20 protein-coding genes are annotated in these 26,033 nt (G+C 35.5%); 4 read left to right on the top strand and 16 right to left on the bottom strand.

What is annotated here, in order from left to right; genetic code table 11:
• Window positions 1-116 precede the first annotated feature (116 nt).
• The 6 genes from JHL15_RS04270 to JHL15_RS04245 form a co-directional block, all read right to left on the bottom strand.
• Entirely contained in the window at window positions 117-3,152 is a 3,036-nt protein-coding gene (locus JHL15_RS04270) for a reprolysin-like metallopeptidase (RefSeq protein WP_200243239.1), read from the bottom strand.
• Window positions 3,153-3,456: 304 nt separating this feature from the next.
• The gene (locus JHL15_RS04265) at window positions 3,457-5,565 is read right to left on the bottom strand and encodes a prolyl oligopeptidase family serine peptidase (RefSeq protein WP_200243232.1); all 2,109 of its coding nucleotides are present in this window, start codon (window positions 5,563-5,565) and stop codon (window positions 3,457-3,459) included.
• A gap of 95 nt (window positions 5,566-5,660) precedes the next feature.
• Complete coding sequence (locus JHL15_RS04260) at window positions 5,661-6,332, bottom strand: hypothetical protein (RefSeq protein WP_200243231.1); 672 nt, start codon at window positions 6,330-6,332, stop codon at window positions 5,661-5,663.
• Between the two features lie 132 nt (window positions 6,333-6,464).
• The gene (locus JHL15_RS04255; protein ID WP_200243229.1) at window positions 6,465-7,022 is read right to left on the bottom strand and encodes a hypothetical protein; all 558 of its coding nucleotides are present in this window, start codon (window positions 7,020-7,022) and stop codon (window positions 6,465-6,467) included.
• Between the two features lie 26 nt (window positions 7,023-7,048).
• Window positions 7,049-8,134 (bottom strand): peptide chain release factor 1, encoded by a 1,086-nt coding sequence (gene prfA / locus JHL15_RS04250; RefSeq protein ID WP_200243228.1) that lies wholly within the window; start codon window positions 8,132-8,134, stop codon window positions 7,049-7,051.
• A gap of 212 nt (window positions 8,135-8,346) precedes the next feature.
• Window positions 8,347-11,187: an alpha-amylase family glycosyl hydrolase gene (locus JHL15_RS04245; RefSeq protein ID WP_200243226.1), complete on the bottom strand. Its 2,841-nt coding sequence runs from the start codon at window positions 11,185-11,187 to the stop codon at window positions 8,347-8,349.
• 243 nt (window positions 11,188-11,430) lie between these two features.
• On the opposite strand from JHL15_RS04245, the gene JHL15_RS04240 reads away from it, so the two are divergent.
• The gene (locus JHL15_RS04240; RefSeq protein WP_234047676.1) at window positions 11,431-12,438 is read left to right on the top strand and encodes an alpha/beta fold hydrolase; all 1,008 of its coding nucleotides are present in this window, start codon (window positions 11,431-11,433) and stop codon (window positions 12,436-12,438) included.
• A 182-nt stretch (window positions 12,439-12,620) separates the two neighbouring features.
• Here the strand turns inward: JHL15_RS04240 and JHL15_RS04235 are convergent, their stop codons facing one another.
• Entirely contained in the window at window positions 12,621-13,706 is a 1,086-nt protein-coding gene (locus tag JHL15_RS04235) for a T9SS type A sorting domain-containing protein (protein ID WP_200243223.1), read from the bottom strand.
• Between the two features lie 152 nt (window positions 13,707-13,858).
• On the opposite strand from JHL15_RS04235, the gene JHL15_RS04230 reads away from it, so the two are divergent.
• A complete protein-coding gene (locus JHL15_RS04230) occupies window positions 13,859-14,728 on the top strand; it encodes a helix-turn-helix transcriptional regulator (protein WP_200243215.1) in 870 nt (289 codons plus the stop codon).
• A gap of 93 nt (window positions 14,729-14,821) precedes the next feature.
• Here the strand turns inward: JHL15_RS04230 and JHL15_RS04225 are convergent, their stop codons facing one another.
• On the bottom strand, window positions 14,822-15,100 hold the full coding sequence (locus JHL15_RS04225; protein WP_200243213.1) for a hypothetical protein: 279 nt from the start codon (window positions 15,098-15,100) through the stop codon (window positions 14,822-14,824).
• 93 nt (window positions 15,101-15,193) lie between these two features.
• Window positions 15,194-16,801, bottom strand: coding sequence for a fumarate hydratase (locus JHL15_RS04220; RefSeq protein ID WP_200243211.1), 1,608 nt, complete (start codon window positions 16,799-16,801; stop codon window positions 15,194-15,196).
• A gap of 137 nt (window positions 16,802-16,938) precedes the next feature.
• Between JHL15_RS04220 and fumC the strand changes: the two genes are divergently transcribed.
• Together fumC and JHL15_RS04210 are read left to right on the top strand one after the other, a co-directional pair.
• Window positions 16,939-18,333, top strand: coding sequence for a class II fumarate hydratase (fumC, locus tag JHL15_RS04215; protein ID WP_200243209.1), 1,395 nt, complete (start codon window positions 16,939-16,941; stop codon window positions 18,331-18,333).
• Window positions 18,334-18,489: 156 nt separating this feature from the next.
• The gene (locus JHL15_RS04210) at window positions 18,490-18,681 is read left to right on the top strand and encodes a bacteriocin-like protein (RefSeq protein ID WP_200243197.1); all 192 of its coding nucleotides are present in this window, start codon (window positions 18,490-18,492) and stop codon (window positions 18,679-18,681) included.
• Between the two features lie 95 nt (window positions 18,682-18,776).
• On the opposite strand, the gene JHL15_RS04205 is transcribed toward JHL15_RS04210, so the two are convergent.
• The 7 genes from JHL15_RS04205 to JHL15_RS04175 form a co-directional block, all read right to left on the bottom strand.
• Entirely contained in the window at window positions 18,777-19,817 is a 1,041-nt protein-coding gene (locus tag JHL15_RS04205; RefSeq protein WP_200243194.1) for an outer membrane beta-barrel protein, read from the bottom strand.
• A 28-nt stretch (window positions 19,818-19,845) separates the two neighbouring features.
• Window positions 19,846-20,463, bottom strand: coding sequence for a hypothetical protein (locus JHL15_RS04200; protein WP_200243192.1), 618 nt, complete (start codon window positions 20,461-20,463; stop codon window positions 19,846-19,848).
• Window positions 20,450-21,010, bottom strand: a complete 561-nt coding sequence (locus JHL15_RS04195) for an RNA polymerase sigma factor (protein WP_200243189.1) — start codon at window positions 21,008-21,010, stop codon at window positions 20,450-20,452. The genes JHL15_RS04200 and JHL15_RS04195 overlap by 14 nt, the downstream gene beginning before the upstream one ends.
• Window positions 21,011-21,135: 125 nt before the next feature.
• On the bottom strand, window positions 21,136-22,074 hold the full coding sequence (locus JHL15_RS04190; RefSeq protein WP_200243186.1) for a Dyp-type peroxidase: 939 nt from the start codon (window positions 22,072-22,074) through the stop codon (window positions 21,136-21,138).
• 25 nt (window positions 22,075-22,099) lie between these two features.
• On the bottom strand, window positions 22,100-22,807 hold the full coding sequence (locus JHL15_RS04185) for an ABC transporter ATP-binding protein (RefSeq protein ID WP_200243184.1): 708 nt from the start codon (window positions 22,805-22,807) through the stop codon (window positions 22,100-22,102).
• A 5-nt stretch (window positions 22,808-22,812) separates the two neighbouring features.
• The gene (locus JHL15_RS04180; protein WP_200243181.1) at window positions 22,813-24,279 is read right to left on the bottom strand and encodes a DUF5687 family protein; all 1,467 of its coding nucleotides are present in this window, start codon (window positions 24,277-24,279) and stop codon (window positions 22,813-22,815) included.
• A 52-nt stretch (window positions 24,280-24,331) separates the two neighbouring features.
• Complete coding sequence (locus tag JHL15_RS04175; RefSeq protein WP_200243179.1) at window positions 24,332-25,981, bottom strand: DNA repair protein RecN; 1,650 nt, start codon at window positions 25,979-25,981, stop codon at window positions 24,332-24,334.
• Between the last annotated feature and the right edge of the window lie 52 nt (window positions 25,982-26,033).

The following is a 26,033-nucleotide window of genomic DNA, read 5'->3' as shown; positions in this document are numbered from 1 at the left end:
AAAGTTAATTTTTTTGAATGAAACATGAAACTACAGTTAATCACCTCATATTAAACTCACTAACAAAATAAAAAGCCGGACAAATGCCCGGCTTACTCTAATTTTATAGACTCTTATTATTTCTTAATAAGCTTAGTGTTATATGTTTTATTTTCACCTGTTATAGTAATGACATACATTCCTTTTATAAGTGAAGCAACATTAATTCTCTGACCATCCAATTTACCACTTTGTACTAATCGTCCTTCAGCACTGTAAATTTTGTAATCTGCTTTTCCTTTTAAGTTTTTAACTTCAACAAAAGTGTCTGCAGGATTTGGATAAATCTCTATTTCAGATTTCGTTCCTTTTACTTCATCCACGGCAAGTGCTCCTGTAATTTTTACAGGGAAATCTCTGAAAGATCCTGCTGAAACAAATTGGCCTCCTCCTGCCGAAACAGATGGGCTTCCACATGGATCACTCACTGCATTAAAGAAAGTACTTGCTACTCTCATTCTTAGAGTTTTATCCCCTGAATATGCAGTTGCTGGTACTGTAAATACTACTGTTCCTGTGTGTCTTGCATTAGCATTAGGAATAGCACTCTTAGCAGCAATCAATTCTGAAGCTTCAAAAACTCCATTTCTATTGTAATCAATCCAAACCTGGAACCAGTCATTATATTGACCACCTGCTCTGTTAGCATAATCAGTGTACGATAAAGTATATTGAGTTCCTTTTGTTAAATTAATTAATTTAGTAGGATCTTCACTATAATCTTTATATGTTTTAGATATTGCAGGAAGGGTTGTTCCTTCAGAATGATTAAGGTTGGATAAGGACATAGTTAACAATGTACTATAAAAAGTGCTAAGCATATCATTTCCACCTGTAGTCATTAAGCAATAATCTACTCCTGTTTTTAACCCTTTAGTTTTGAAACTATAATTATTAGAGAATGTTCCAGGAACGTTATTTACTACTGCAGCAATCTGTACTTCATAATTTGTTTCATCTTCAAGGTTATTTAATACAACAGAATTTACAGGACTTGTTGCGTTCGACCAGTTTGTTGTCCCTGTTTTTCTATAGTTGATTGAATAATTAGCACCTGGCACACTGTTCCAATCCACTCTTGCAGTCGTTTTGAAAACCTCTGTATCAATAGTTGCTACTCCTGTTGGAGCATTAGTCGTTGAAGTTGGTGCTGTTCCAATAGTAACCTGAGGAGACACAGCATAAAATATATTTCCAATTGCTGATATTCTAAACTTAACAGTACCAGTTAAACCACTTGGCATTTGTGCAGAATAGCTACCTGTATTAGGAGCAGAAGCTACCAGATCCGTCCATGTAGTTCCATTATTGGCTGTATAATCTATTTTTACATTGGTAACATTATAAGGAGCCGCATTGGTATTAGCTACCTCCCATTGGATTGTATTTGAAGCATTATTGTATAATACTGAAGAAGCAGTTAATCCATTAAATTTAAATGGTCCGTCATTACCAACTGTTACAGTGGTTTCTGATGAAGACAACATTGGTCTTACTGCATTTTCATCCCTTACAGTTACTGCGTAGTGCAATGTTCTAGGTACATAAGGAACCGTTTCCCACGTCGCTTTGTTGGTAAGAGTTCCATTCATCACTAAAGGCATACTTGGAAAATATCTTCTTCCGCTTGCTGTTCCAAAGAATGATCTGGCCAGAGATCCTTTAGTATTATATCCCCATCCACTGTCCCCAGAAATTGAAGTAAAACTATCTACACTGTCGTATTGCTCCCATGTATATTTTAATGGATCATTCTGAGCGTCTGTAGCAGTCGCATCCAGATAATAAGCTGTTCCTTTTGGAATGCTGTAAGCGGTAAGCGGAGCAATTACCGGAGGAGTATTCGTTGTAATATTCTGAGACACACCACAAGAAGCTGGTTTACCTTCAAGATTTGTCAAGATCTGATCAATTGAAACATAATGGAAATAGGCATCAGAATTCATCTGAACATTGTCCTGTGTGATTCCGGCATATCCCATAATCGTAGTACCTCCTCCAGGTTCTACATTCACCCCTGACCTTTCAGTGCTTTTTGAGAAAGTATGGTTTGCACCTAATTGGTGTCCCATTTCGTGAGCTACATAGTCAATATCAAAAGTATCACCATTTGGATTTCCATCTGAAGGAGAAGTAAATCCGGAACCTTTACCTTCTGGCTCTGCAGTCGTAGGATCTACACAAATACATCCTATACATCCTGCATTTCCACCACCTCCCGAAGCACCAAATAAATGCCCAATATCATAATTAGCATTTCCTACATTGGCTGTCAAAGTGTTTTGTAATTCCAGGTTCCAGGCACCTCCTGATCCTGCATCAGCATCAGAATAAGGATCTGTGGCAGCATCAGTGTAAATAATTCCTGGTAAATCCTGAACAGTTAAATGAATTCCAAAATCTTTTTCGAATACTCCATTTACACGGGTCATGGTTGTATTAATCTGTGCCACTGCCCCAGGAACTCCTCCAAAATGCTGAGTGTACTCTCCAGTAACAGATACCGCCAATTTATATGTTCTATATTTTGTACTGGAAGGTCTGCTTGTAATTCCTACATTAGAAAGGCTTTTTTTCCCGTTTTCTAATAAAGATTTTATATCCTTAATATCTTTTTCTTGCGTAGAGCAATCAAAGCCATGTCCAGAACTTGTTCTGTTGCTTTTATAGAAAACACCATAGGTCTGCTTATCAGCACTGACAGGCTCAATAAACTGATACTGACCATCTTTAACAATCATGGCTTGCATATCAGTTGGAGAAGTACTGAATCTAAGGTATTTCGATGGATCATCAATTCCTACTCCTACATAAGAGCCCAATTGATATCTTTCGGCCATAGATTTTGCCATAACAGGATTGTCATAGACTGCAAATCTTTCAATTTTACCATCCACAGTAGGTAAAGAGATAGTAACAGCTTTTGCTCCGTTTCCGGTTTCAACAGCGTCTTTTAAAAGACTTCTCAGTGACGCTAAATCTACTCTGTAAGCATATTTAACATCAACTTCTTTTCTTGTTGGAGTCACTTTAGAAGCGGACTCCCATCTTTGTGCATACGTGCTGGTAAACCCAGCCGCCAGTACACAAGCGAATAGAATTCTCTTTTTCATAAATTCATTGAATGAAATTAAATTAATAAATTAAAAACGTTATCAACAAAAATAACAATTTCAAACAAACAACAGTTAAAAAAAATAACTATTTTTTATAGAATCTATTATTTTTATAAAATATTCACTTTTATGTATAAATTTTATAATCGTAGGTATATCTCTTGTAAACAAAGAAATACACACATAAAACAACATTATATGATATTATTATATTTTAAATAAAAGATCAATATTTTAAAATATACCATAAAAAAAACGGCCGATATTAGAATCGGCCGTTTTAATAAATAAATACTAATAATTATTTAATATTTTTAATCCCCATTTCAAAAAGAGCAAAAGATAGTAAATCTGCATTTTCTCCTATCACCTGCTCGGTAGATCTACCAGCTCCGTGACCTGCATTTTTTTCAATTCTCAACAAAATAGGATTTTTACATGCCTGTTTTTCCTGAAGCTCTGCACCAAACTTGAAAGAATGCGCAGGAACCACTCTGTCGTCGTGATCACTGGTAATAATCATGGTAGAAGGATAACAGGTTCCAGCTTTTACATTATGCACAGGAGAATACGATTTTAAATAATCAAACATTTCTTTATTATCTTCTGCTGTACCATAATCGTAAGACCATCCTGCTCCTGCTGTAAACTTATTATACCTCAGCATATCCAGTACACCTACTCCCGGAAATGCAACTCTTGCCAGGTCGGGTCTCATCGTCATAGCTGCTCCAACCAGCAATCCACCATTCGATCTTCCTGAAAGTGCCATATATTCTTTTGAAGTATATTTTTTACTTTGCAAATATTCTCCGGCTGCGATAAAATCTTCAAAAACATTTTTCTTCTGCATTTTAGTACCCGCAATATGCCATTTTTTACCATATTCACCACCACCACGGATATTTGGAACCGCATAAATACCTCCATTTTCCATCCAGATTGCATTTACTACTGAGAACGAAGGTTGTAAGCTGATATTAAAACCACCATAAGAATAAAGAATCGTTGGATTTTTACCATCTAGCTTTGTTCCTTTTTTATAGTTGATCATCATTGGAATTTTTGTTCCATCCTTTGATGTATAAAATACTTGTTCTGAAATGTAATCTTCTGGATTAAACTTAACTTTTGGCTTTTGATAAACCTCTGATTTACCTGAATCTACATTGAATTTATAAATAGTACCAGGGGTAATATAGTTGGTAAATGAAAAATATACTTCTTTCTCTTTTTCCTTTCCTCCAAAGCCTGAAATATTCCCTTTCCCCGGAAGTGAAATCTCTCTCACTAATTTCCCGGTTTTGTCATATTGTTTCACCTGATCAATAGCATCAATCATGTAGGTAGCAAAGAAATAACCACCACCCGTAGAGACACCTAATACATTTTCAGTTTGAGGAATAACATCTTTCCAGTTTTCAGGAGTAGGATTCTTGATACTTGTTTTTACCAACCTCTCATTGGGTGCATCTTTATCAGTGGCAATAAACAGATCATCTCCTTCGGTGTCTACTATGCCAGCACTAATATCAAATCCTTTATTAATCTGTATGAAATCTCCGCCATTCTTAAGATCCTTAATATACAATTCGTTTCCGCTTGTCGTATTGGCTGCTGATATAATAAGATATCTCTGATCTTCAGATACACTTGCACCAATATATCTTCTTGGCGTTTTTTCACCTCCAAAGATCAATTGATCAGAGGATTGTTTAGTCCCTAATTTATGGAAATAGACTTTATGTTTATCTGTCATTCCGGAAAGTACAGTTCCTTCCTTTGGCTTATCATAACTGGAATAATAGAATCCTTCATCTCCCTGCCATGAAATACCACTAAACTTCACATCTACCAATGTTTCATCGATCTGTTTCTTGGTGATAGCGTCTATGATAATAATTTTATTCCAATCGCTACCGCCTTCAGAAATAGAGTAAGCTGCTAAATTTCCTTTTTTATTAAACGAAAGCTGCGAAAGAGAAGTGGTCCCTTTTTCAGAAAACTTATTAGGATCTAAAAATACTTCTGTAGCTTTGGTAGTATTATTTGTTCTGTATAAAACAGATTGCGCCTGCAACCCATCATTTTTAGAGTAATAAGTGTAATCACCTTCTTTGAAAGGGGCAGAAATTTTTTCATAATTCCAGATATCTCTTAACTGGTTTTTGATCTTTTCTCTAAAAGGTATTTTAGAAAGATAATCCTGACTGAAAGTAACTTCTTCATCAACCCATTTTTTTGTTGGCTCAGAGTCATTTTCCAAATCTCTAAACGGATCTGCTACAGCAGTACCGAAATATGTATCAGTTTGATTTCCTTTTAAGGCTTTAGGATAAGTCATTTTTTGTGAATAAAAAGACGCTGAAAATAGAACTCCAGCTGTTAATAAGATAGGTTTAAAATTCATTTCAAAGGATTTTATCAAAAATACATAATATCATTAAATAAAAAAAACCTGCACGAAATGCAGGCCTGTATGATCATTATTAACAAATTAAGGCACTATTTAATATTGAAACTATCAAAATAGAAATCAATAAGTGTTGACGCAATTTGATCCGGACTTCCATTCCAATAATACACCTTCCCATCTTGCTTAAGACCATACAAACTAAATTCCTGCTCTGTAGTGACTGTTTTATCTGCATTTTTAATTTTTTCCAACCCTTGAAGTAAAAACTGTTTTACATCTTCAGGTTTCGCTTTTTGAGGATCCGGAACAGCTATTTCTGATAATTTGGAAACAACCAGAAAACTTACGGAGTAAGTTATGTTTGCAATTTTTTGATCTGCAACATATTCGTTTTGTACCAGTTCTACTTTTTTCACAGACATCTTTCCATCCTTAAAATTTTTATATAATGCCGTGAAGTAATCTTCGGATTCTTTTTTACATGCAGCTGCCACCTTCTTAGGAAATACTGATAAAAAAGCCTCCGCGCTTTTCTTTACCATATCTTCTGAGACATCTTTTAGATTAACCTGATAACCATCTTTTCCCTCCATTGTTGGCTTCAGATAATCATTAAGTTTAGGAAGTGCCTGATCATCATATCTGACAAAAACATCGAAATAAAGTCCAAAAACCTCTGCTGGCTTTTTAACTTCCTGCGCACTCAGATGCTGTGCAAAAGTAGCTAGTAATAAAAATAAAATAACCTTGTACGTTTTCATAATGCTTATTTTGATTTTGGTTTGTTTAAAGTAGATATTTAAAAACAAAAAGTCTCTGTTTTCCAGAGACTTTAGTATTTATTTAAGAAAAAATTAAATAATTTTCGTATCAATAATGAATTACGTTATTTTTTACAGTCCCTTTGGCCCACCTCCAATTGTATCTGATGGTTTTGTATCCGGTAAATTTATATTACAATTTGCCAAATAAAGAGAAATATTACAAGCCGACAATACTGTTTTATCATTAACTATTTGAAATCTTCCCTTTCTAATAGTCTTTACCTTTACAGATACGGTTTTCCCACCGCACCCATACAGTTGAATCATATCATAAGGATTAATTTCAGCATAGTGAGTATTTGCTGGTAAATAAATTGTAGGAACAATACCAAACACCTGATTGTTTCCAATAAAATATTCTAATTCAAAAGTATATCCTTCATTGTACAGTTGTGGTGAATAAATCTGAATATAACCGCTAACATAATTTGTTGGAGTACTATTAGGTACAGCATCAGATCTATCACTTAAGATAAAATCGTAATTTTCAACAGCAGTTTTACTAGTAATGCTTTTGGACTGACTTTTCGTCTTCTGAACACCTGACGACATTTCTTCATTTTGAACATCGCCAGCACAAGATGAAATAAATAGTAGCACTAAAAATGATAAAAGAATTTTTTTCATAAAATTGAGTTTGGTTAAATTAAATATTAATAATTATCTTCCTCGCCCTTCATTTTTTCTGCATTTTCGGCCATAATTACAGCATCAATCATTTCAGAAATATCACCATTCATATAAGCATCCAGATTATACATGGATTTGTTGATTCTATGGTCTGTTACTCTACCTTGAGGGTAATTGTATGTTTTGATCTTTGCAGAACGGTCTCCTGTGGAAACCATTGATTTACGTTGTGCAGCGATATCCCCTTGAACTTTTTGTAATTCGATATCGTATAATTTAGTTCTCAACATCTCCATTGCCAATTCACGGTTAGCTAGCTGAGAACGAGCCTGCTGACAAACAACAACCATACCTGATGGTTTGTGTGTCAACTGAACTTTTGTTTCAACCTTGTTTACGTTCTGTCCTCCAGCACCTCCTGAACGGGAAGTCTGCATTTCGATATCGGCAGGATTCAGTTCAAAATCTACTTCTTCAGCTTCCGGTAACACAGCAATAGTAATTGCAGATGTGTGAACTCTTCCTTGAGATTCAGTTTCAGGAACACGTTGTACACGGTGAACTCCAGACTCGAATTTCATGATTCCATATACTCCTTCTCCTTCAACTTTCATGATCAGTTCTTTATACCCTTTCGCAGCTTCATTAGAATCAGTTACCTCATGTCTCCAACCTTTCGTTTTGAAATACATGGTATACATTCTGTAAACATCTTCCACAAAAATCGCAGCTTCATCACCACCCGTTCCAGCACGTAGCTCAACGATAACATTTTTATCATCTGCAGGGTCTTTAGGAATCAATAAAACTTTCAATTCTTCTTCAAAAGTCGGAAGTTTTGCCTGAGCTTCTAATTTTTCCTCTTTTGCAAGATCTACTAAATCTCTGTCTGAACCATCAGCAATGATTTCATCAGATTCTTCAATTGTATCTAAAGCACCTTTATACTGGTCGTAAACTCTAACAATTTTCCCCAAATCACTATATTCTTTGTTCAGAGAAGAATATCTTTTCTGATCAGAAATAACATCAGGCTGTATAATAAGATCTGCGACCTCATTATATCTTTGTTTTATGGCTTCTAATTTTGGAATTAATGACTTAGACATTATAGAAATTTTGTGGCTGCAAAGATATGAATTATTAATTCAATTTGAAACCCATTTAGTTTTCTGATTTAGAAAGTCTTTGGTTCTGGAAATACATAATCTTCCCGAAGCAACAATTTGCAATCGAAAAAACTCTGACCCTCTCATTTTTCCCATTAGGTTTTTAATCATCCGGTTTTACACTTTTGTGCTTAAGCAACTGAGTCCATTATCTATTTAACAATCATTTTCTGAATAGCAACTCCTGTATCAGATTTCAAATGAACCAAATAATTTCCAGAAGGATAGCTGGTTTTCAACTCATAAGTCCCATTCTCATTTTTAAGTTTAAAAGATTCCATTTTTTTGCCCGTCATATCATAAATACTAATTTCTCCATTTTTAGCTTTATAATACTTTAACCTCGCTATTTTATCTTTTACAGGGTTATCTATTATCTGAAGTGATAGTCTCTGGTCAGCATTTTCGTCTATAGTTGATAAATTTCCTGTATAGTTCCCAAAAATTCTAAATTCGCCTGGCTGTAACGTTATAGGAGCTGTAGTCGAAGTAATATTTGAAATGCTATTATCCATTAAATTCTGCCATTGACCCGTATATGGAAAATAAGGAACTACATTTTTGGCCGATGTATTATAATTTGCCAGCACAACAATATTCTTCACTCCGTTCGTAAGTAAGTTATCATATACATAGATTCTTGTGATCAATCCATCCGGATCATTGGACAAATTATTTGATTCTACAGTATAGGTTTTTGATGTAAATACGGGATAGGTATTTCTGATGTTAATAATTTTTGCCCAGGTATCATACACAGCTGTTCTGTTTGTATTATTATCATAGCCCAAAGTAAAAGCAATTGGTTTCTCATCTGTCCTGCATCCATTGTTGATCGAACCGTCTGCACATCTGTTGATACTGAATTCATAACCGAGCTCTCCAAATTGCCAGATCATTTTCGGTCCTGGTATCGTAAAGAAGGTTGCTCCAAAGGTTTTCATTCTTTCCAGGGCGGTATTTAGATTTTTCACACTGTATGCTCCATTGATTGCTCCGTATTCAAGATTCTTAAACATTAATCTCTCTTCGTCATGACTTTCGCCATATCCAACTACATTCATCGTATTAAAACCATGAAGTTCATGATCCATTCTATCAAAATTGCTATTATCCTTATACCCCATTGTGTTTTGATTATAAGGCTCTGTCTGCTTATTCCAGAGCATTACTCCTTTTCCTTCAGCAACCCTGTAATTTGCCCATTGCTGTTCTTCAGCATCGGTTCCCAGATGTTCAAAAATCATATAAGAATTAGGATCAATTGCCCACTGTTTATCAGCATAGCTTTTTAAGATATCTACTCTGTCCTGTTGATAAGCATTGGTGCAGTTTTCATCATTTTCAGAACAGTTTTGGGTAAAACCTTTGGTAAGGTCCCAGCGAAATCCATCAATTTTATATTCCGTCAGCCATTGCTTCAAAGTTCTTTCAACGTAATATTGAGTTGCCGCACTTGAATGATTGAAATCGTTGAAAACATTGTAAGAATGTTTAGGAACCTGATTAAAATATGGATTATTTGCAGCAACATTTCCATATCCATCTCCATCAGGATCAATATTCCATAGCCTTACCAACGGTGATCTTCCTGTTGCGTGGTTAAATGCGATGTCTAAAATCACTGCAATCCCATTTTGATGACAGAGATCGATAAACTCTTTAAATTTCTCAGGCGTTCCATAAGCTTTATCTAAAGCATAATGAAAAGAAGTATTATAACCCCATGAAAGGTTCCCTTCAAATTCCATGATAGGAAGAAGCTCGATAGCATTGATATTCAGATTCTTTAGATAAGTAATTTTGTTGATCAAAGACTGCCAGTTCTTTTCTTGTGTAAAATCCCTTAGCAGTAATTCGTACACTACCAGATTTTCTTTATTAGGCCTTTGAAAATTCGTTACCTGCCAGTTATAACCAGCTTGTCCGGTTTTAAATAATGAAACTTCAAAATCCTGTCCTGCTGGAAAAGGAGGCAAATTGGGATAGGTAGAAGCCGAGATCCACTGATCATCATAAGAAGACAGAATCTGCGGAGAGAACGGATCAGCTACTTTTTTCAAATCATTGGTTCTGTACTGAAAAGTGTATAATTGAGAGGGAGTAATTCCATTCAGCTCAATCCAATATAAATCCGGATTTGTCGTGTCCCTTTTCATCAGATAAGTATCGTTGACCACCCAATTATTAAAACTTCCAATCACGTGAACAAAGTTTTTGTGGGGAGCATATAAAGCCAGCCCTACTTTTGTATGATCTGTTGGGTGATAATTAATCCCTTGCTTTATCCAGGCTGGAATTGCTTCACTAACAACGTTTCTGGGCAATTGCAATATAAAAGCTGCATTTTTAGAATTTGAATTAGTATCTGTTGCAATCAGTTCCATATTAGCATCTGCTGAAACTGTATAGTTGTAAGAATATGATGTACCAGGAGCAGAAGTAGAATTTACGACAACTCCATTCGCTTTTAACTGGAAGGTAGCATTTACATTTGTGGTTGCTGTAACTGAAACAGAACTTCCAGAAGGCACCGATGTAAGGCTATTGGGAAGAGGATTGGTTAAAGTAAGATTAAGCACCCCCACATTAACAAAAATATCAGGGGTGGTTTGATGACTTCCTGTTTTATTTTTTAAAAGAAAACCAAATCTCCCAATTCCCGTTCTTCCGAAAAAAGCAGTGGGAGTAAATGTAAGTGAATAAGTATCTGTGGTTGTGTCATAATTTAATTTATTTAAGTCATCGGAATTATCCCAGCTCCCATTCGTCGGGCAGTTTTGGCTGTTCCCATAATTGGTATCCAAAGACCAGGACCAAATATAAATCGTATGATTGCTAACTCCCCAGGCAGATTCATCAATCTGATCACCGGGAACTGTTAGCGTAATCTGATCGGTTTCATTAAACGGATTAGGGGTAATGGTATAGTTGATTTGCCCAAACACGAAAATGGTAATCAACAGTAATATACCGGAATAAAATTTCTTCATAAAAGCTCGTTTTTCTATTAATATTTATACTAAAATAGTTTATTTCCGGAAATAGTCATTCTAAGATATACTGCTTCACAATATTTGATTGATCTGATCTGCAAATTTTTCAGGTTTTAAAATGACAGGTTCACACTTAATATTGTCCAGCTCACCTGTTTATCAATTGTTTCCCCTCAATAGCAGTCCTACTTTTGAATCAGAAATTAAAAACTCACTCTAAAACAATTAAAAACCTACGCTATGTTTACAAAACCAATATTCAAGTTTCAGTATATGATTGAAAAAATAACAGTAAGCCTAATCCTGATGATCCTTTTCAATGTGGGATTGGCTAATGCTCAGCAAAAAAGCTATCTGGGTACTTTAAAACAAATTGATGCCGGTGTCCTTAATATTGGATATACAGAAGCGGGGCCTACAAATGGCACCCCTGTTATCCTACTTCATGGATGGCCATACGACATTCATAGTTATAATGAAGTAGTTCCTCTTTTGGTATCAAAAGGTTACAGAGTCATCACTCCTTACTTAAGGGGATTTGGAACCACTCGTTTTATCTCTGACAACACCATGAGGAATGGTCAGCAATCAGCTGTCGCTAAGGACATTATTGCTTTGATGGATGCTCTTAAAATAAACAAAGCAATTGTTGGGGGATTTGATTGGGGCGCAAGAACAGCAGATGTTATGGCTGCGCTTTGGCCTGAGCGCGTAAAAGCCCTGGTTTCAGTAAGTGGCTACCTGATCACAAATTTAGACAGCAACCAAAATCCATTGAATCCAACCGCCGAATACGGCTGGTGGTATCAATATTATTTTTCTACTGCACGTGGCGAGAAAGGCTATGGGGACAACACCTATGAATTCAATAAGTTGATCTGGAAACTTGCCTCTCCGAAATGGAATTTTGACGATGCAACCTATGATCAGACAGCAGCTTCTTTCAAAAACCCGGATCATGTAGCTATTGTTATTCACAATTATCGCTGGAGACTTTCTCTTGCTAAGGGAGAAACTCAGTATGAAGATTTAGAAAACCGACTTGCCAAACGACCTGTCATTACCGTTCCGACCATTACAATAAGTAGTGATTTTGATGGCCTGGCAGCAGATGGAAAAGCGTATGCAAATAAATTCACTGGAAAATATTCTCACAAAATCCTCAATGGGATTGGCCATAATGTACCGCAGGAAGCTCCAAAAGCATTTGCAGATGCCATTAGTGAGGTCGATTCTTATACCAAATAGGCCTTTCTCAAATCAAGCCTATTCAAAAACAAAACCCGCAATGTACTACATAGGATACACTGCGGGTTTATTTAACTAAAAAATGAACTATCTTCTTTATGACCACACTATAAATTGTGATCTATTAAAAACAAAAGGTCTTTTTTAAGGACCTTTTTAAATAATCAATCAATATGCGAACATTAGTTTTTAATGATCTTTTTTGAGAAAGTCTGACCATTCTTTAATTTCAGCTGCACCACATAAACTCCGTTTGGAATTCCCTGCATGTTAATGTGATTCGTAAAGAATGGTACATCAATTACCTGCCCAACAACATTCGTCACCTGTACACTTTCTATTACAGAATCTACTTTGATGTTAAGAATGCCATTGGTAGGGTTAGGATAAACACCTACTGTATTTAGTTTGATTTCAGACGTACCCAGTGAAGAAACTTCCTTGATACATCTTACAGATTGCCCCTGACCTCTTGGGCTTCCGGCATTTGGATTTCCAATCGTAGTTCCAATATAGAAATATTTAGCTCCGAATGATGACGGAGTCGAACTCCAGTAATACCCTCTTTGCCCTACAAACGTATAATCACCACTACTTGGGCTTCTATATCCTGCTGCCGGCAATTTTAGGGTACTGCTATAAGCTGTAGCCGGATTATTAATGATCTCAGCGTTTTGTAAAGCTGTCCAGTCTGCCTGATTGGGCATTTTCCAACCCTGACCTATTGCTTTACAAGGATCGTATCCGTCGCCGGAGTTTACCGAGGCCATTGAATTTGCAGACCATTGATCTGTTAAAGAATTTGCAGACCACCACGATCCTGTAATAAATGAAGCGATTCCCGCCAGTCCATCCGGAGAGTTTGGTGTTGGAATACCTACGGTTAATGAATTTTTTTTCTGATGTCCATCGTCCCATCTTCCCCATTGAAATAGATCTCCATACGAATCTTCATCCGTCATTGATGTTGCCACCTGCGTACTTCCTAAGTTTTGCTGAAGCCATATTCTCCCATCTTTTCCTCTTACCGTATTGTAAGAAACAGAGCTCCCTTTATAAATAAAAGAGACACAACCAACATCTCCCGGATTATTTCCCGGATCCGTATTATTGCATACTGGTGTTGTTTTGGTAGTTGAAGTTCCAGAAACAGCTTGTACTCCACTACCATTTGCCCATTGTTGAGCATATAAAAAACTATTGGCAATGCTGAGCAACCCTAATCCCACTCCCAATTTCCGCATTGCAAAATGTAAATTTTTAAACATAACGAATATTATTTTTAATTATTCTAAATTTAATTTAACTTTGCGCAAAAGTACTGTACTCTATTAACCTTAAGTTATCATTTCCAAACTTTTTGTTATCTGAGGTTTCACTTTAGCTTTAAATTGTACCATGACCGTAAAAAGATTGTCGCATGAAAGACCAATCTAGAAAGGGATTACTATTCCAATCCGAAGACATTAAAATAATAATGCAGGAAGAATTATGTTCTGAAAAATCTTCAAAATCAAGCATGATTGAAGAAAAATCAAGCTTTAATCTTCTCTTTTTGCTAAGCCCAAATATCCATTTGGAAGCCCAGGATTGCAACACAAGCTTTTTGTTTAAAGAAAATCAATACATTCTTCATTATTCGGCACAGGAAAATACTTCGGAACTTTGGGTAGATAATCACGAAATATTGAAATATTTTCAAATTCAGATCAATTATCAATATATCTTCAATTTGATCAATCCTGATTCCGGTTTAGAAAGCAAAGAGATATTGGAAGGAATGCTAAACAACAGGTATATTTTCCTCCACAAGGAAACTCCGGCATACATGACCGCTGAAATGCATATAATCCTCAAAGAAATCATGTCCAATTCAAAAAGAGGGGTGATGCAAAAATTGCTTATAGAAGCAAAGATCATCAAGCTTCTTATTTTAGTCATTGAACAGTTTCACGAAAAAAACATTCAAGACACTTCTCCCAAAACAGCAACCCTGATCAAAAAGTTTGTGGATGAAAATTTCCATAAGAATATCAGGATAGAAGAAATGGGTAAGCTCATCGGAATCAATCAGAGTACAATGAGGAAAGAATTCAAGTCACAATACAACATTACAATAACTGATTATATTTCGGAGCTCAGAATGCTCAAGGCAAAAAAAATGATCATCAATAAAGAGATTATGATCAAAGAAATCTCCATCGAATGTGGGTATGAATATGTACAAAACTTTACAAGAGCTTTTAAAAAGAAATTCGGATTGTCTCCGGAAAAGCTCAGAAATACATAAAAAAACCACCTAATAAATTAAGTGGTTTTGTATATGTTGTTTTGCTTTGATATTACTTTTTCAGAATTAAGGTGAAAAAGCAATGACAATCAATTAATGATGTCCGTGACTATCGTGTAAGAAAGGACCGTTACCTTTAGGCTCGTTGAAGATCACTTCTACTCCTTCCTGCTCATATACTTTCTTTCTTCTAATATCTTCCGGATCAAAAGGCTTCACTTTACCGAAGTATTCCATCAAACCTTCACTTAACCACATTGGGATTACTAATCCAAAAAACATAAAGATACACCAGAATCCTACCAAGAACATTGTAAAAAAGTAGATGGTCCAAAGGAACTGATAAAACGGCCAAAATGCTGATAACATCATTTTTCTTAATATTTTAGGCAAAAATAGAACTTTTTTCCTTTTTATACAAAAGATAGAAGCCTATTTTTATTATTTATTTTTATTTTAAACTAATTAATGAGCAAGGTCTGCAAAGAAATCATTTCCTTTATCATCCGTAATGATGAATGCTGGGAAGTCTTTGATCTCAATTTTTCTTACAGCTTCCATACCTAATTCCGGGAAATCAACTACATCCACCGATAGAATATTGTCTTTAGCAAGAATAGCTGCCGGACCTCCGATCGATCCAAGATAGAATCCACCATGCTTCTTACATGCCTCCGTTACATCCTTACTTCTATTTCCTTTTGCCAGCATAATCATGCTACCACCATGGCTTTGAAATTCGTCTACATACACATCCATTCTTCCTGCTGTTGTAGGTCCAAAACTTCCGGAAGGCATTCCTTCAGGTGTTTTTGCGGGCCCCGCATAATAAACAGGATGATTTTTGAAGTATTCCGGCATTGGTTTCCCACTGTCGATCAATTCCTTAATTTTTGCGTGAGCAATATCTCTGGCAACGATTAAAGTTCCGTTTAGTTTTAATCGGGTTTTGATCGGATATTTAGAAAGTTCAGCCAGAATTTCAGGCATTGGTTTATTCAGATCAACTTCAACTGCCTCTTCAAGATGAGGAGCCGTTTCAGGTAAGAATCTCTTTGGATTTTCTTCCAGTTGTTCAAGGAAGATCCCATCTTTGTTGATCTTGCCTTTGATATTTCTGTCTGCCGAACAGGAAACTCCCATCCCAACAGGGCAAGATGCTGCATGACGAGGTAGTCGTATAACTCTTACATCATGTGTTAAATATTTTCCACCAAATTGAGCACCAATAGAACTCTCCTGGCAAATCTTCTGAACCCTTGCTTCCCATTCCAGATCCCTGAAAGCCTGACCTCCTTCATTACCTGAGGTTGGAAGGTTATCATAATATTTTGCTGATGCTTTCTTTACTGCAGCCAAATTGGCTTCTGCCGAAGTTCCTCCAATAACCAAAGCAAGGTGATAAGGTGGACAAGCCGCAGTTCCTAAGTCTGAGATTCTCTCTTTAATAAATTCTTCAAGCGACTTTTCGTTGAGTAAAGATTTTGTCTTTTGATATAAAAATGTCTTATTCGCTGATCCACCTCCTTTTGTTAAAAACAAAAATTCATAAGAATCTCCTTTTTTAGCATACAAATCGATCTGAGCAGGTAAGTTTGAACCGGAATTTTTTTCTTCAAACATATCAAGAGGAACGATCTGAGAATATCTCAGGTTCCTTTTCTGGTAGGTATTGTAAATCCCTTTACTTAAATACTCTCCATCATCTACACCTGTATAAACGTTCTCTCCTTTTTTACCCATAACGATAGCAGTTCCTGTATCCTGACAAGAAGGAAGAGCTCCTTCTACTGCTACAGCTGCATTCTGTAATAAATTGTAGGCAACAAAACGATCATTATCAGTCGCTTCAGGATCGTCTATAATTCTTCTTAAGCTTTCAAGGTGAGAAGAACGAAGCATAAAAGAAACATCTGCCATCGCCTCTTCAGCTAATAACTCCAACCCTTTCGGATCGATTGTTAAAATCTCCCTGTCTCCAAGTTGGTCAACTTTTACATAATCTGACGTAAGCTTCTTATACACCGTATCATCTTTCTGAATCGGATACGGATCCTGATATCTAAATTCCATTCAATTTTTTCTTTGTGCAAAAATAAAACATACTGAAAAAAACATGAGTAAAATCACCAATATCCGTTGATATTTATAACCATTATAAATTGCGAACTTTCCAGTTTATGATTAACTTTATAAAAATTTCAATCACAATGAATTACAGAATAGAAAAAGACACCATGGGTGAGGTGCAGGTACCGGCTGATAAATTTTGGGGTGCGCAGACAGAGCGTTCCAGAAATAATTTTAAGATTGGCCCCGAAGGTTCAATGCCACATGAAATTATAGATGCTTTTGCCTATTTAAAAAAAGCGGCAGCTTATGCTAACACCGATTTGGGAGCTCTTCCTGCTGAAAAAAGAGATATGATTGCGAAGGTTTGTGATGAAATCCTGGAAGGAAAATTAAATGATCAATTTCCATTGGTTATCTGGCAGACAGGTTCCGGAACACAATCGAATATGAATATCAATGAAGTGGTATCCAACAGAGCTCATGTTAACAATGGAGGAACCCTTGGGGATAAATCTGAAATACACCCAAATGATGATGTTAACAAGTCACAGTCTTCTAATGATACCTATCCAACAGCAATGCATATTGCAGCTTATAAAAAAGTAGTGGAAGTGACCATTCCAGCTGTTGAGAAACTAAAAAATACGTTAGCAGAAAAATCAAATGCTTTTAAGGATGTTGTAAAAATTGGTAGAACCCATTTGATGGATGCTACTCCTTTAACTTTAGGACAGGAGTTCTCTGGTTATGTGGCTCAATTGGAATTTGGTTTGAGAGCTTTAAGAAATACACTTCCCCATCTTTCGGAATTGGCATTGGGAGGAACTGCGGTAGGAACCGGATTGAATACCCCAAAAGGATATGATGTTTCCGTTGCCGAATACATTGCAAAATTCACCAACCTCCCTTTTATAACTGCAGAAAATAAATTTGAAGCTCTTGCTGCACACGATGCTATTGTAGAATCACATGGCGCATTAAAACAATTGGCAGTTTCTTTGTTTAAAATTGCACAGGATGTAAGATTATTAGCTTCCGGACCACGTTCAGGGATCGGAGAAATTCATATTCCGGAAAATGAACCGGGATCTTCTATCATGCCAGGAAAGGTTAATCCAACACAAAATGAAGCACTTACGATGGTTTGCGCTCAGGTTTTAGGAAATGATACAACTATTTCATTTGCCGGGACGCAGGGGAACTATGAACTAAACGTTTTCAAACCGGTAATGGCTTATAACTTCTTACAATCCGCTCAGCTGATTGCTGATGCATGTATATCATTCAATGATCACTGCGCAGTTGGAATTGAACCAAACTATGAAAGAATCAAAGAATTGGTTGATAAATCTTTAATGCTGGTAACTGCTTTAAATACACACATTGGTTATGAAAATGCAGCAAAGATTGCAAAGACAGCCCACAAAAATGGAACGACTTTAAAAGAAGAAGCTGTAAATCTTGGACTTTTAACTGCTGAACAGTTTGATGAATGGGTAAAGCCTGAAGATATGGTAGGAAGTCTAAAATAGTAGTCTCATCAAAACAATTATATACCAAAAGCCTCGTTACAATCTGAGGCTTTTGCTTTTATAATCAATAAGATATATTTTTTTCAAAATAATTAATTTGCGTTTGAATTTTTCATAAATTAGTGACATAAGTACAACTTTTATAAACAAATTACTATGAAAAATCTAACAAAGCTAAACAGGGAAAATTTAAAAAAAGTACTCGGTGGTCACACCTGCCCAAGCGGGACACGTCACATTATCTATAATGGATATCACGGCTGTTGCTTATCTGCTCCTTCCGGAAATCCTTGTACTTCAGGAATGTGTTTTGTAGAGGCAGATATGTGCTCGGAAGAACCAACATAAGAAAGCATAGATCATAAAAAAGATTTCAAAAAGAGAAAGGTCGGATAATAATTTTCCGACCTTCTTCAATGTATATATAAATGTTTATGTGTTTTTTACCACCATAGCATAACTCCAAAAACCAACGCTTTATCGTTTTTAAAGGTGTCATCTTTAAAGAAGTTACTGAAATCTTTTTTCACAAAAATACTATAGTCATTATAGGACAACGTAAGCTGCGCACCATAAATCAAAGGATTTACCTGATAGTTTCCACGATTTCTCGAATTGACATCATCTGCACTTATAATATTATTGCTGGACATTCTTACTCCTCCATACACATTAGCTCCAACTTTAAATCCTTTATTATAATCCCTGTATTGAATATCCATACCGGCACTTTTTAGCTTTGAAAAGTTATATTGTACACCTAGCGGAACAATAATGTAACCGGTTCTTAACTTACTTTTCTCTACGTCTCCAGCAAGTTTCTCAAGATGAACATTGGAATTGTTGCCTCCTTTGGCAAAAATCATATTATTATCTAAACGAATAGTTCTCCAGGAAAACCCGATTCCAGATATGATACCCCAAGGGCTTGTTCTGCTTAGTTGATAATTAAACTTCAATCCAAATTCCAGATTATTGGAATAGCCCAGGTTTTTATCCAGTTCGTTATCAGAAAGATTGTTCGTAAGTGCCATAGCTCCATAAGAAATATATCCACTCACACTCTTTGTAGCCCGGAACTTTTTCAAAAGCTTAGCCTTCAATTCTTCTTTGGACATAACATCTGAATTAAGAAGTGAATATCGTACCTGCTTCTGAATAACCTCATCCAGGTCAAAACCCAATGCTTCGATTCTCTGATCAATCTTCTCTGAGAATCGATCAGCTATTTCGGCTTTTCTTTTATTAAACTCTGCTTTATCCAGCCCCTTACTCTGAAGATCCAAAAGCTCAGTTTCCATCAGCTTTTTCTCTTCCTGAATAATGATGTTGATTTTTGTAGCATACTCTTCTACTTTTTCCTTTACCATAGGACTCACCTCTGTTTCTTCTTTTGAAGGAAGGTTAAATGCCGGTGTTTTTTGTGCATATGCTGAGGCAGAAAAAAGGCACACGAATCCTATCAGGATAAATTTCTTGATCATAGTATTATTTTTTTATAGTTAAAATTTATTATCTCCCGTTCAAATTGATGGTCGCGACATTGCTCTTGTCTTTGGTCTTTTCAATGACATCTTTATGTTCGACCGAGAAAAGCAAGGTTGAAGGATCAACGTATCTTTTCTTTTTTACGGGCATTTTTGAAGAATCAGCTTGTGCAATAATTGGTGCAGATGTTTCTGAAATATTGGAGCTTACTTCTGAAACATGCTCTCTGATTAAAGGTTGTTTTTTATTTTCTGTAAAAGCTTTTACTTCTGGTGTTTTAAGCTTTTCATCTTGATTCGCTTTTCTTACTTCCTCCACTGGCTTTTGCTCTTCCTGAGCAACTAATACAGGTAATTCTTTTCTTATTTCCAGTGTCTTTTTTTTGACATCAGAACCTGAATTATCTTTTTTTACAACCTTAGGACTTGACTGATCAGGTTTATTGTAAAATACAAGTACAGAACCCAGAGCAAATAATAACATCAGACATGCGGCCACCAACAGCCAGTTAAGTTTTGACTTTGGACGTTCTGCCTGAGTTTGTTCCTTAATTTCAGACCATAAATCTCTGGAAGGAGCAATCTCTCTTTCTTCTATTTGTTTTCGAATCTGATTTTCGAAATTATTTTTAATTGTGTTCATTTTTTAGCTTTTTCTGTTGTTGAAAGTAGATCTTTCTCAGTTTTTCTTTGGCTCTGAATAATTGCGTTTTGCTTACAGTCACTGAAATTTGCAAAACATCTGCAATCTCCTGATGGGAATATCCTTCCAAAACATACAGGTTGAAAACCATTTTGTAAGCATCCGGCAATTGATCCAAAAGCTCCTGGGCATTAAAATCAAACACGAGGTCTTCCTCCTGAATTTCTTCCATAAAAGACTGATTGATTTCGTCAAGATAAAAAACTGTTTTATGACTTTTAATAAAGTTTAAACATTCATTAACAACAATTCTTCTTGCCCATCCTTCAAGATTACCATCTCCTCTGAAGCTTTCGATATGTTTAAAAATCTTACAAAATGCTCTAATAAGACAATCTTCTGCCTGATACAAATCGCTGACGTAACTTTTACTTACACTCAGCAATTTTTTCACATTCTGGTCATAAAAGAATTTCTGCGCAGCCGGATCCTGTTTTTTCAGGCGGCTTAACAAATCATCTTTTTTATTTCCGAACAAAAGTTTCATTTTTTACTAGTTTCTACTTTAAAGACAACAAGAAATTAAAAAGGTTACACAAAAAAATATTTTTTTTGATTTTTTTCTGATTTGATATAAAGAATAAGATTGTAGAGTATAGATATTATCAGCTGTTAGCCTGAAAAATCATCCAACATTTCTCTCGTTGGAGCAAAGAATAATGTTCCGGTTTCTGCGGTACTGAAATCTAAAATCCTGTCATAGTTTCCGACCGGATCACCTACAAACATGTTAGTCAACATTTTTTTCACGGTGGAAAATGTACTTGCGTACGCAATAAAATAAGTCCCAAATTCATTGGTTGATGGATTTCCAAATGGCATATTATCGCGAACGATCTTTAGTTCCTCTCCATTTTCTCCCTCTATATTAGCCAAAGCGATATGGGAATTTGAAGGTTTCACTTCATCTGACATTTCGATGTCATTTTCCTTAGATCTTCCAATCACTTTCTCCTGCTCTTCTGTTGAAAGACCTTTCCATGCATCCATATTATGAAGGTATTTTTGAACAAAAAGATAACTTCCTCCTTTATATAATGCATCTTCATCTCCAACTTTTGCAAAATAATCACGATCATCACCATGCGGATTTTCGGTACCATCTACAAACCCAAGGATCGAGCGGGCATCCCAATATTTAAATCCATGAATTTCTAAAATACTCTCAGCAACAGAGCTTAATAGTTTTGAAATTTCAATTGCCATATCGAAGCAGATGCTGTTGTTATCTGCTCTGAGATGAAAATGAAGATCACCGGGAGTAGCTACGGCTGTATGTTTTACTCCTTTTATTTCCTCGAAATTGATCAGTTCCTTAGGCAATGGTGTTGGTAAATCCAGTTTTTTCCATGCTTCATATCCGATCGACATTACACAACTGGCCCGGCTATCCGGAAATCTATTAAAAACGGAATTATTGAGATTTAAAACCAACGCACAAAGCTGCTGAAATATGTTTTTTAGCTGCGGGCTTTCATCTTTTAATTTCCAAACAATAAATATGGTATTGCTGTTTGGGTAATCAGTAACGTTCTGCGATTCTTGCTTCATATATATTCATTTAAATTCGAATATACTAAAGGGAAACCTGATCTGCAAAATATTGTTCCAGTTCCTGAAGAGTTTCAGGGCTTGTCTGAATATCTTTAACCATATTCCCTTTATTTACCACTACTATCCTATTACAGACCTCTGTTGTATGTGATAAATCGTGACTGGATATAAGAAACGTTACACCATCCTGCTTAGATAATTCTTTGATTAGATTTTTTAGTTTTATCTGTGTAGAAGGATCAAGGTTTGCAAAGGGCTCATCCAGAATAATGATTTCAGGATTGCCGATAATAGCTCCCACAATACCCACTTTTTTCTGATTCCCTTTTGAAAGATCGCGTACATATTTTCCAGAGTTCAATATCTCTCCATTAAATAAGTCATGAAATGGTTTTAAGAATTCATCTACAGATGCTTTATTTTGTCCCCTGAGCTCTCCGATAAAGTAGAAATACTCTTCGGGAGTTAAGTAACCAATTAAAAATGTATCATCTACAAAAGCAGAAACCTTACTTTTCCACGCTTCAGACTCATTTACTTTAATCTCATCAATACTTACAAAACCTGTTGTAGGCTGAATCAGATCAAGCATCAAACTGAAGAGGGTCGTTTTTCCGGCTCCATTATTTCCCACCAGTCCAAAAGTTTCTCCTTTAGGGATTTCAAGATTTTCGATCTTAAGAACAGTAGCTGTCCCGTATGTCTTAGATAAATTATGTATAGTAATCATTTTTATTAATCTTTATTTTTGAATGCGTCCAGTGTACTGTATTTTTCTCTTTTGTAATGTCTTACGATAATATCAAAAATTTTCTCTCTGAATAAGAATCCTATCAAACCTAAAATAGCAATACTGATTACCCCACCAGTTATTCCAAAGAATTGTTTTGAGATTGCAAATACAACCATTGGTAAAAGCATTTTAGGGATCAGTAATAGCATTGCTTTTAAGTTAAAACTGTTTCTTTGTCCCATTCTCTTTTCTTTTGAGTTGAGATCAATTTGTGTTTTATTAAACGCACCTGACCAAAGCGTAAATTGGGAATTAACACCCATATTATATAGCCCGGCTGCGAGAAAGGTAACATATATATCCCATCCAAAATAGGCGTAAAACAAAGCAACCACCATTGAAAGACAAGTTATAATATTCATTAACCACCACTTTGCTTTTAGGTATTCTTTGTATGGAACATTCAGTGTCATCATCAGTGGATAATAAGAACTGTCGAATGCGGGAACTCTTTGTCCGAATAGAAACTGAAATCCACCAGTTACAAACAGCCCCATAAACATCATCATAGCAGGTGTTTTATAAACCGAATTCGCAAACATTAATAAGCCGTAAAAAACGAAAAGGAAACTTCCCAATAAAATACCTTTGGTTACTTTATTCCTTCTGAGCATCTTAATATCATTATTAATAAATGTACCTAATGCACCGTACTTATTAAGAAATGCTATATTTTCAGTTTTACCTATTGTTTTTTTTGCTTCGAGACCCTGGTCTAAATAAAATTCCTGATGAACATGCCTGAAACAAATCCACCACAATCCAAAGAATAATATCAATGGTATTACAGCGAAGTAGGGTTTTTCATAAAAACTATAGAAAACAGATTCCGAGTAGGATAATACCGGAACAATCTGATAATATCCCAATATCCCTACCGCACCAAAAATAATTGCGATTACAATGGCAACCTTTTCATTATCATTGAAAAAAATATTGATGAAATTATTAAGATAGAAAAGTGAAGAGATTCCTATAAACCAGGCAAAGACTTGTAACAAACCATATCCATTAAATACCGCAATAATAGAAAATGTAATAAAGAAAAGAGAATTCAACCAGCTAAAAGCAGATAAAAATGTCTTTATCAGCATATAGTTAACTAATGTTTTCTTTGGAATATTAAGCGTAAGAAAGGGCTTAATGTTTTGTGTCGGCATTTCCTGCCAAATGTATTTGACAATAAGATCTACAACCCAGCCAATAATCAAAAATCCTGAAACTATTTTCAATGGATCCTGGTGAAGTTCTTCCTGCACGTAAAAAAAAGCGCCAAATGCCCCACCCACCAAACATGCCATAAAATAAAGTATCCCCATCAAGCGGAGAATCTTCATCACCATATTAATCCCAACGGAAGTACCACGAAAAAAACTCTTGATTTCTAACCTAAGGAATTTTAAAAACATATCGTATTCTTTTTTACATTAGTAAATATAATGTAAAAAATGTTACAAAAAATTAACCTATAAGCTCTTTTGCTTGTGCTAAAGCGGCTTCTGTAATCTTACTTCCGGAAAGCAGTTGGGCAATTTCATTTAGTTTTTCATCATCGCTTAAAGGAATAATAGTAGACTGAGTTCTTCCTGAAACATCCTGTTTGATTACTTTGTAATTATTATTCCCTTTTGCAGCTACCTGTGCCAAGTGTGATATGACGATAAGCTGCATATCTTCTGACATTTCTCGCATCAGATTTCCAATTTCTTCAGCCACTTTTCCGGAAACCCCCGTATCGATCTCGTCCAAAATAAGTGTTGGAAGCTCATCACTTTCTGCAATAATTTTTTTGACAGCCAACATCACCCTGGATCTCTCACCTCCTGAAATGGCAGTTTGAATTGGCTTTAAAGGGAATCCAGAATTCGCCTGAAATAAAAGTTGAATATTTTCCTTACCAAACATATTGAAATCTGGTGATTCCTGTAGTTCAATATCTACTTTCGCTTTTTCAAGACCTAATTTTCTTAATAATTCTTCTGCTTTTTTTATGAATACAGGAACACTTTTCTTTCTGTTTTTGGATAATTTTTCAGAAAGTGATTGAAGTGATTTTTCTTTTTTTGAGATGTTTTCTTCAATTTCCAAAATAAGGGATTCAAGTTCTGAAGCTCCTTTTTGCTCACCTGATAATTGATCCCGGATTTCTTTCAACTCATTAACATCTGAAACATTATGCTTTAGCAGTAGAGCATTTAATTTATTATTAAGCTCGGATAGCAAAGCCAGATTCTCAGGATTAGCCTCAATTTTCTCGGATTCGTGCTCTAATTCGGAGATAATATCTTTTAACTCAACAAAAGATTCGTCCAGTCTTTTATCCAATTCAGAAAAGCTATGTGAAACGTCTGCTATTCTGGACAATTTATTTTTAGCTTCATTAAAAAAAGATAAAATACCAATTTCTTCCTGATGGAATCTTGATAAAATCTGAGCCAGGTTTTCAGAGATCATTTCTGCATTTTCCTGAATTGAAAGTTGATTCTGAAGTTCTTCATAATCCACATCATCCAATCCCAGGTCTTCTAACTCGCTCAACAAAAATTGTTTATAATCGCTTTCCTTATTATTTTCAGAAAGTTGAATCTGTAATTTTTTAAGTTGATTTTTTAAGCCTTGAAATTCTGAAAACTCATATTGGTAATCAGAAATAAGCTGTTTATTTTCAGAAAGCCCATCTATGATTTTAAACTGATATTCTGAAGTGAAAAGATTTGACGTTTCAAATTGAGAATGAATATCAATAAGCTGTGAGGAGAGCTCTTTCAAAATATCCAAGGTCACCGGAACATCGTTGATGAATGCCCTGGATTTTCCTGAAGGTAATATTTCTCTACGAATAATGGTCTGGTGTTCATAATCCAGATCATTTTCTATAAAGAACTTTTTGAATTGATTATTGAGAGCAAACTCTGTCTCTACAATGCTCTTTTCTTCTGTTTTTGAAATAGATTTTAAATCTGCTCTTTCTCCTAAAATAAGTCTTAAAGCTCCCAGAATAATAGATTTCCCGGCGCCCGTTTCGCCCGTAATCACCTGCAATCCATTATGTAATGAAACTTCAAGTGTATCAATCAGGGCAAAATTTTTAATAAAGATTTTAGAAAGCATAAATTTCCAGCAGATTAGTACTGCAAATATAAATTTTAGAATTAAGAATTCA

Origin of the sequence: Chryseobacterium paridis (genome assembly GCF_016595215.1) — a bacterium.
Classification (GTDB): Bacteria; Bacteroidota; Bacteroidia; order Flavobacteriales; family Weeksellaceae; genus Chryseobacterium; species Chryseobacterium paridis.
The sequence above is the reverse complement of the archived record's forward strand: the minus strand, read 5'-3'. Positions and strand labels throughout refer to the sequence as shown.

Coding starts and splice junctions, on each gene's coding strand:
- JHL15_RS04270 (WP_200243239.1), bottom strand. CDS start 3,152: ATGAAAAAGAGAATTCTATTCGCTTGTGTACTGGCGGCTGGGTTTACC.
- JHL15_RS04265 (WP_200243232.1), bottom strand. CDS start 5,565: ATGAATTTTAAACCTATCTTATTAACAGCTGGAGTTCTATTTTCAGCG.
- JHL15_RS04260 (WP_200243231.1), bottom strand. CDS start 6,332: ATGAAAACGTACAAGGTTATTTTATTTTTATTACTAGCTACTTTTGCA.
- JHL15_RS04255 (WP_200243229.1), bottom strand. CDS start 7,022: ATGAAAAAAATTCTTTTATCATTTTTAGTGCTACTATTTATTTCATCT.
- prfA (WP_200243228.1), bottom strand. CDS start 8,134: ATGTCTAAGTCATTAATTCCAAAATTAGAAGCCATAAAACAAAGATAT.
- JHL15_RS04245 (WP_200243226.1), bottom strand. CDS start 11,187: ATGAAGAAATTTTATTCCGGTATATTACTGTTGATTACCATTTTCGTG.
- JHL15_RS04240 (WP_234047676.1), top strand. CDS start 11,431: ATGTTTACAAAACCAATATTCAAGTTTCAGTATATGATTGAAAAAATA.
- JHL15_RS04235 (WP_200243223.1), bottom strand. CDS start 13,706: ATGTTTAAAAATTTACATTTTGCAATGCGGAAATTGGGAGTGGGATTA.
- JHL15_RS04230 (WP_200243215.1), top strand. CDS start 13,859: ATGAAAGACCAATCTAGAAAGGGATTACTATTCCAATCCGAAGACATT.
- JHL15_RS04225 (WP_200243213.1), bottom strand. CDS start 15,100: ATGATGTTATCAGCATTTTGGCCGTTTTATCAGTTCCTTTGGACCATC.
- JHL15_RS04220 (WP_200243211.1), bottom strand. CDS start 16,801: ATGGAATTTAGATATCAGGATCCGTATCCGATTCAGAAAGATGATACG.
- fumC (WP_200243209.1), top strand. CDS start 16,939: ATGAATTACAGAATAGAAAAAGACACCATGGGTGAGGTGCAGGTACCG.
- JHL15_RS04210 (WP_200243197.1), top strand. CDS start 18,490: ATGAAAAATCTAACAAAGCTAAACAGGGAAAATTTAAAAAAAGTACTC.
- JHL15_RS04205 (WP_200243194.1), bottom strand. CDS start 19,817: ATGATCAAGAAATTTATCCTGATAGGATTCGTGTGCCTTTTTTCTGCC.
- JHL15_RS04200 (WP_200243192.1), bottom strand. CDS start 20,463: ATGAACACAATTAAAAATAATTTCGAAAATCAGATTCGAAAACAAATA.
- JHL15_RS04195 (WP_200243189.1), bottom strand. CDS start 21,010: ATGAAACTTTTGTTCGGAAATAAAAAAGATGATTTGTTAAGCCGCCTG.
- JHL15_RS04190 (WP_200243186.1), bottom strand. CDS start 22,074: ATGAAGCAAGAATCGCAGAACGTTACTGATTACCCAAACAGCAATACC.
- JHL15_RS04185 (WP_200243184.1), bottom strand. CDS start 22,807: ATGATTACTATACATAATTTATCTAAGACATACGGGACAGCTACTGTT.
- JHL15_RS04180 (WP_200243181.1), bottom strand. CDS start 24,279: ATGTTTTTAAAATTCCTTAGGTTAGAAATCAAGAGTTTTTTTCGTGGT.
- JHL15_RS04175 (WP_200243179.1), bottom strand. CDS start 25,981: ATGCTTTCTAAAATCTTTATTAAAAATTTTGCCCTGATTGATACACTT.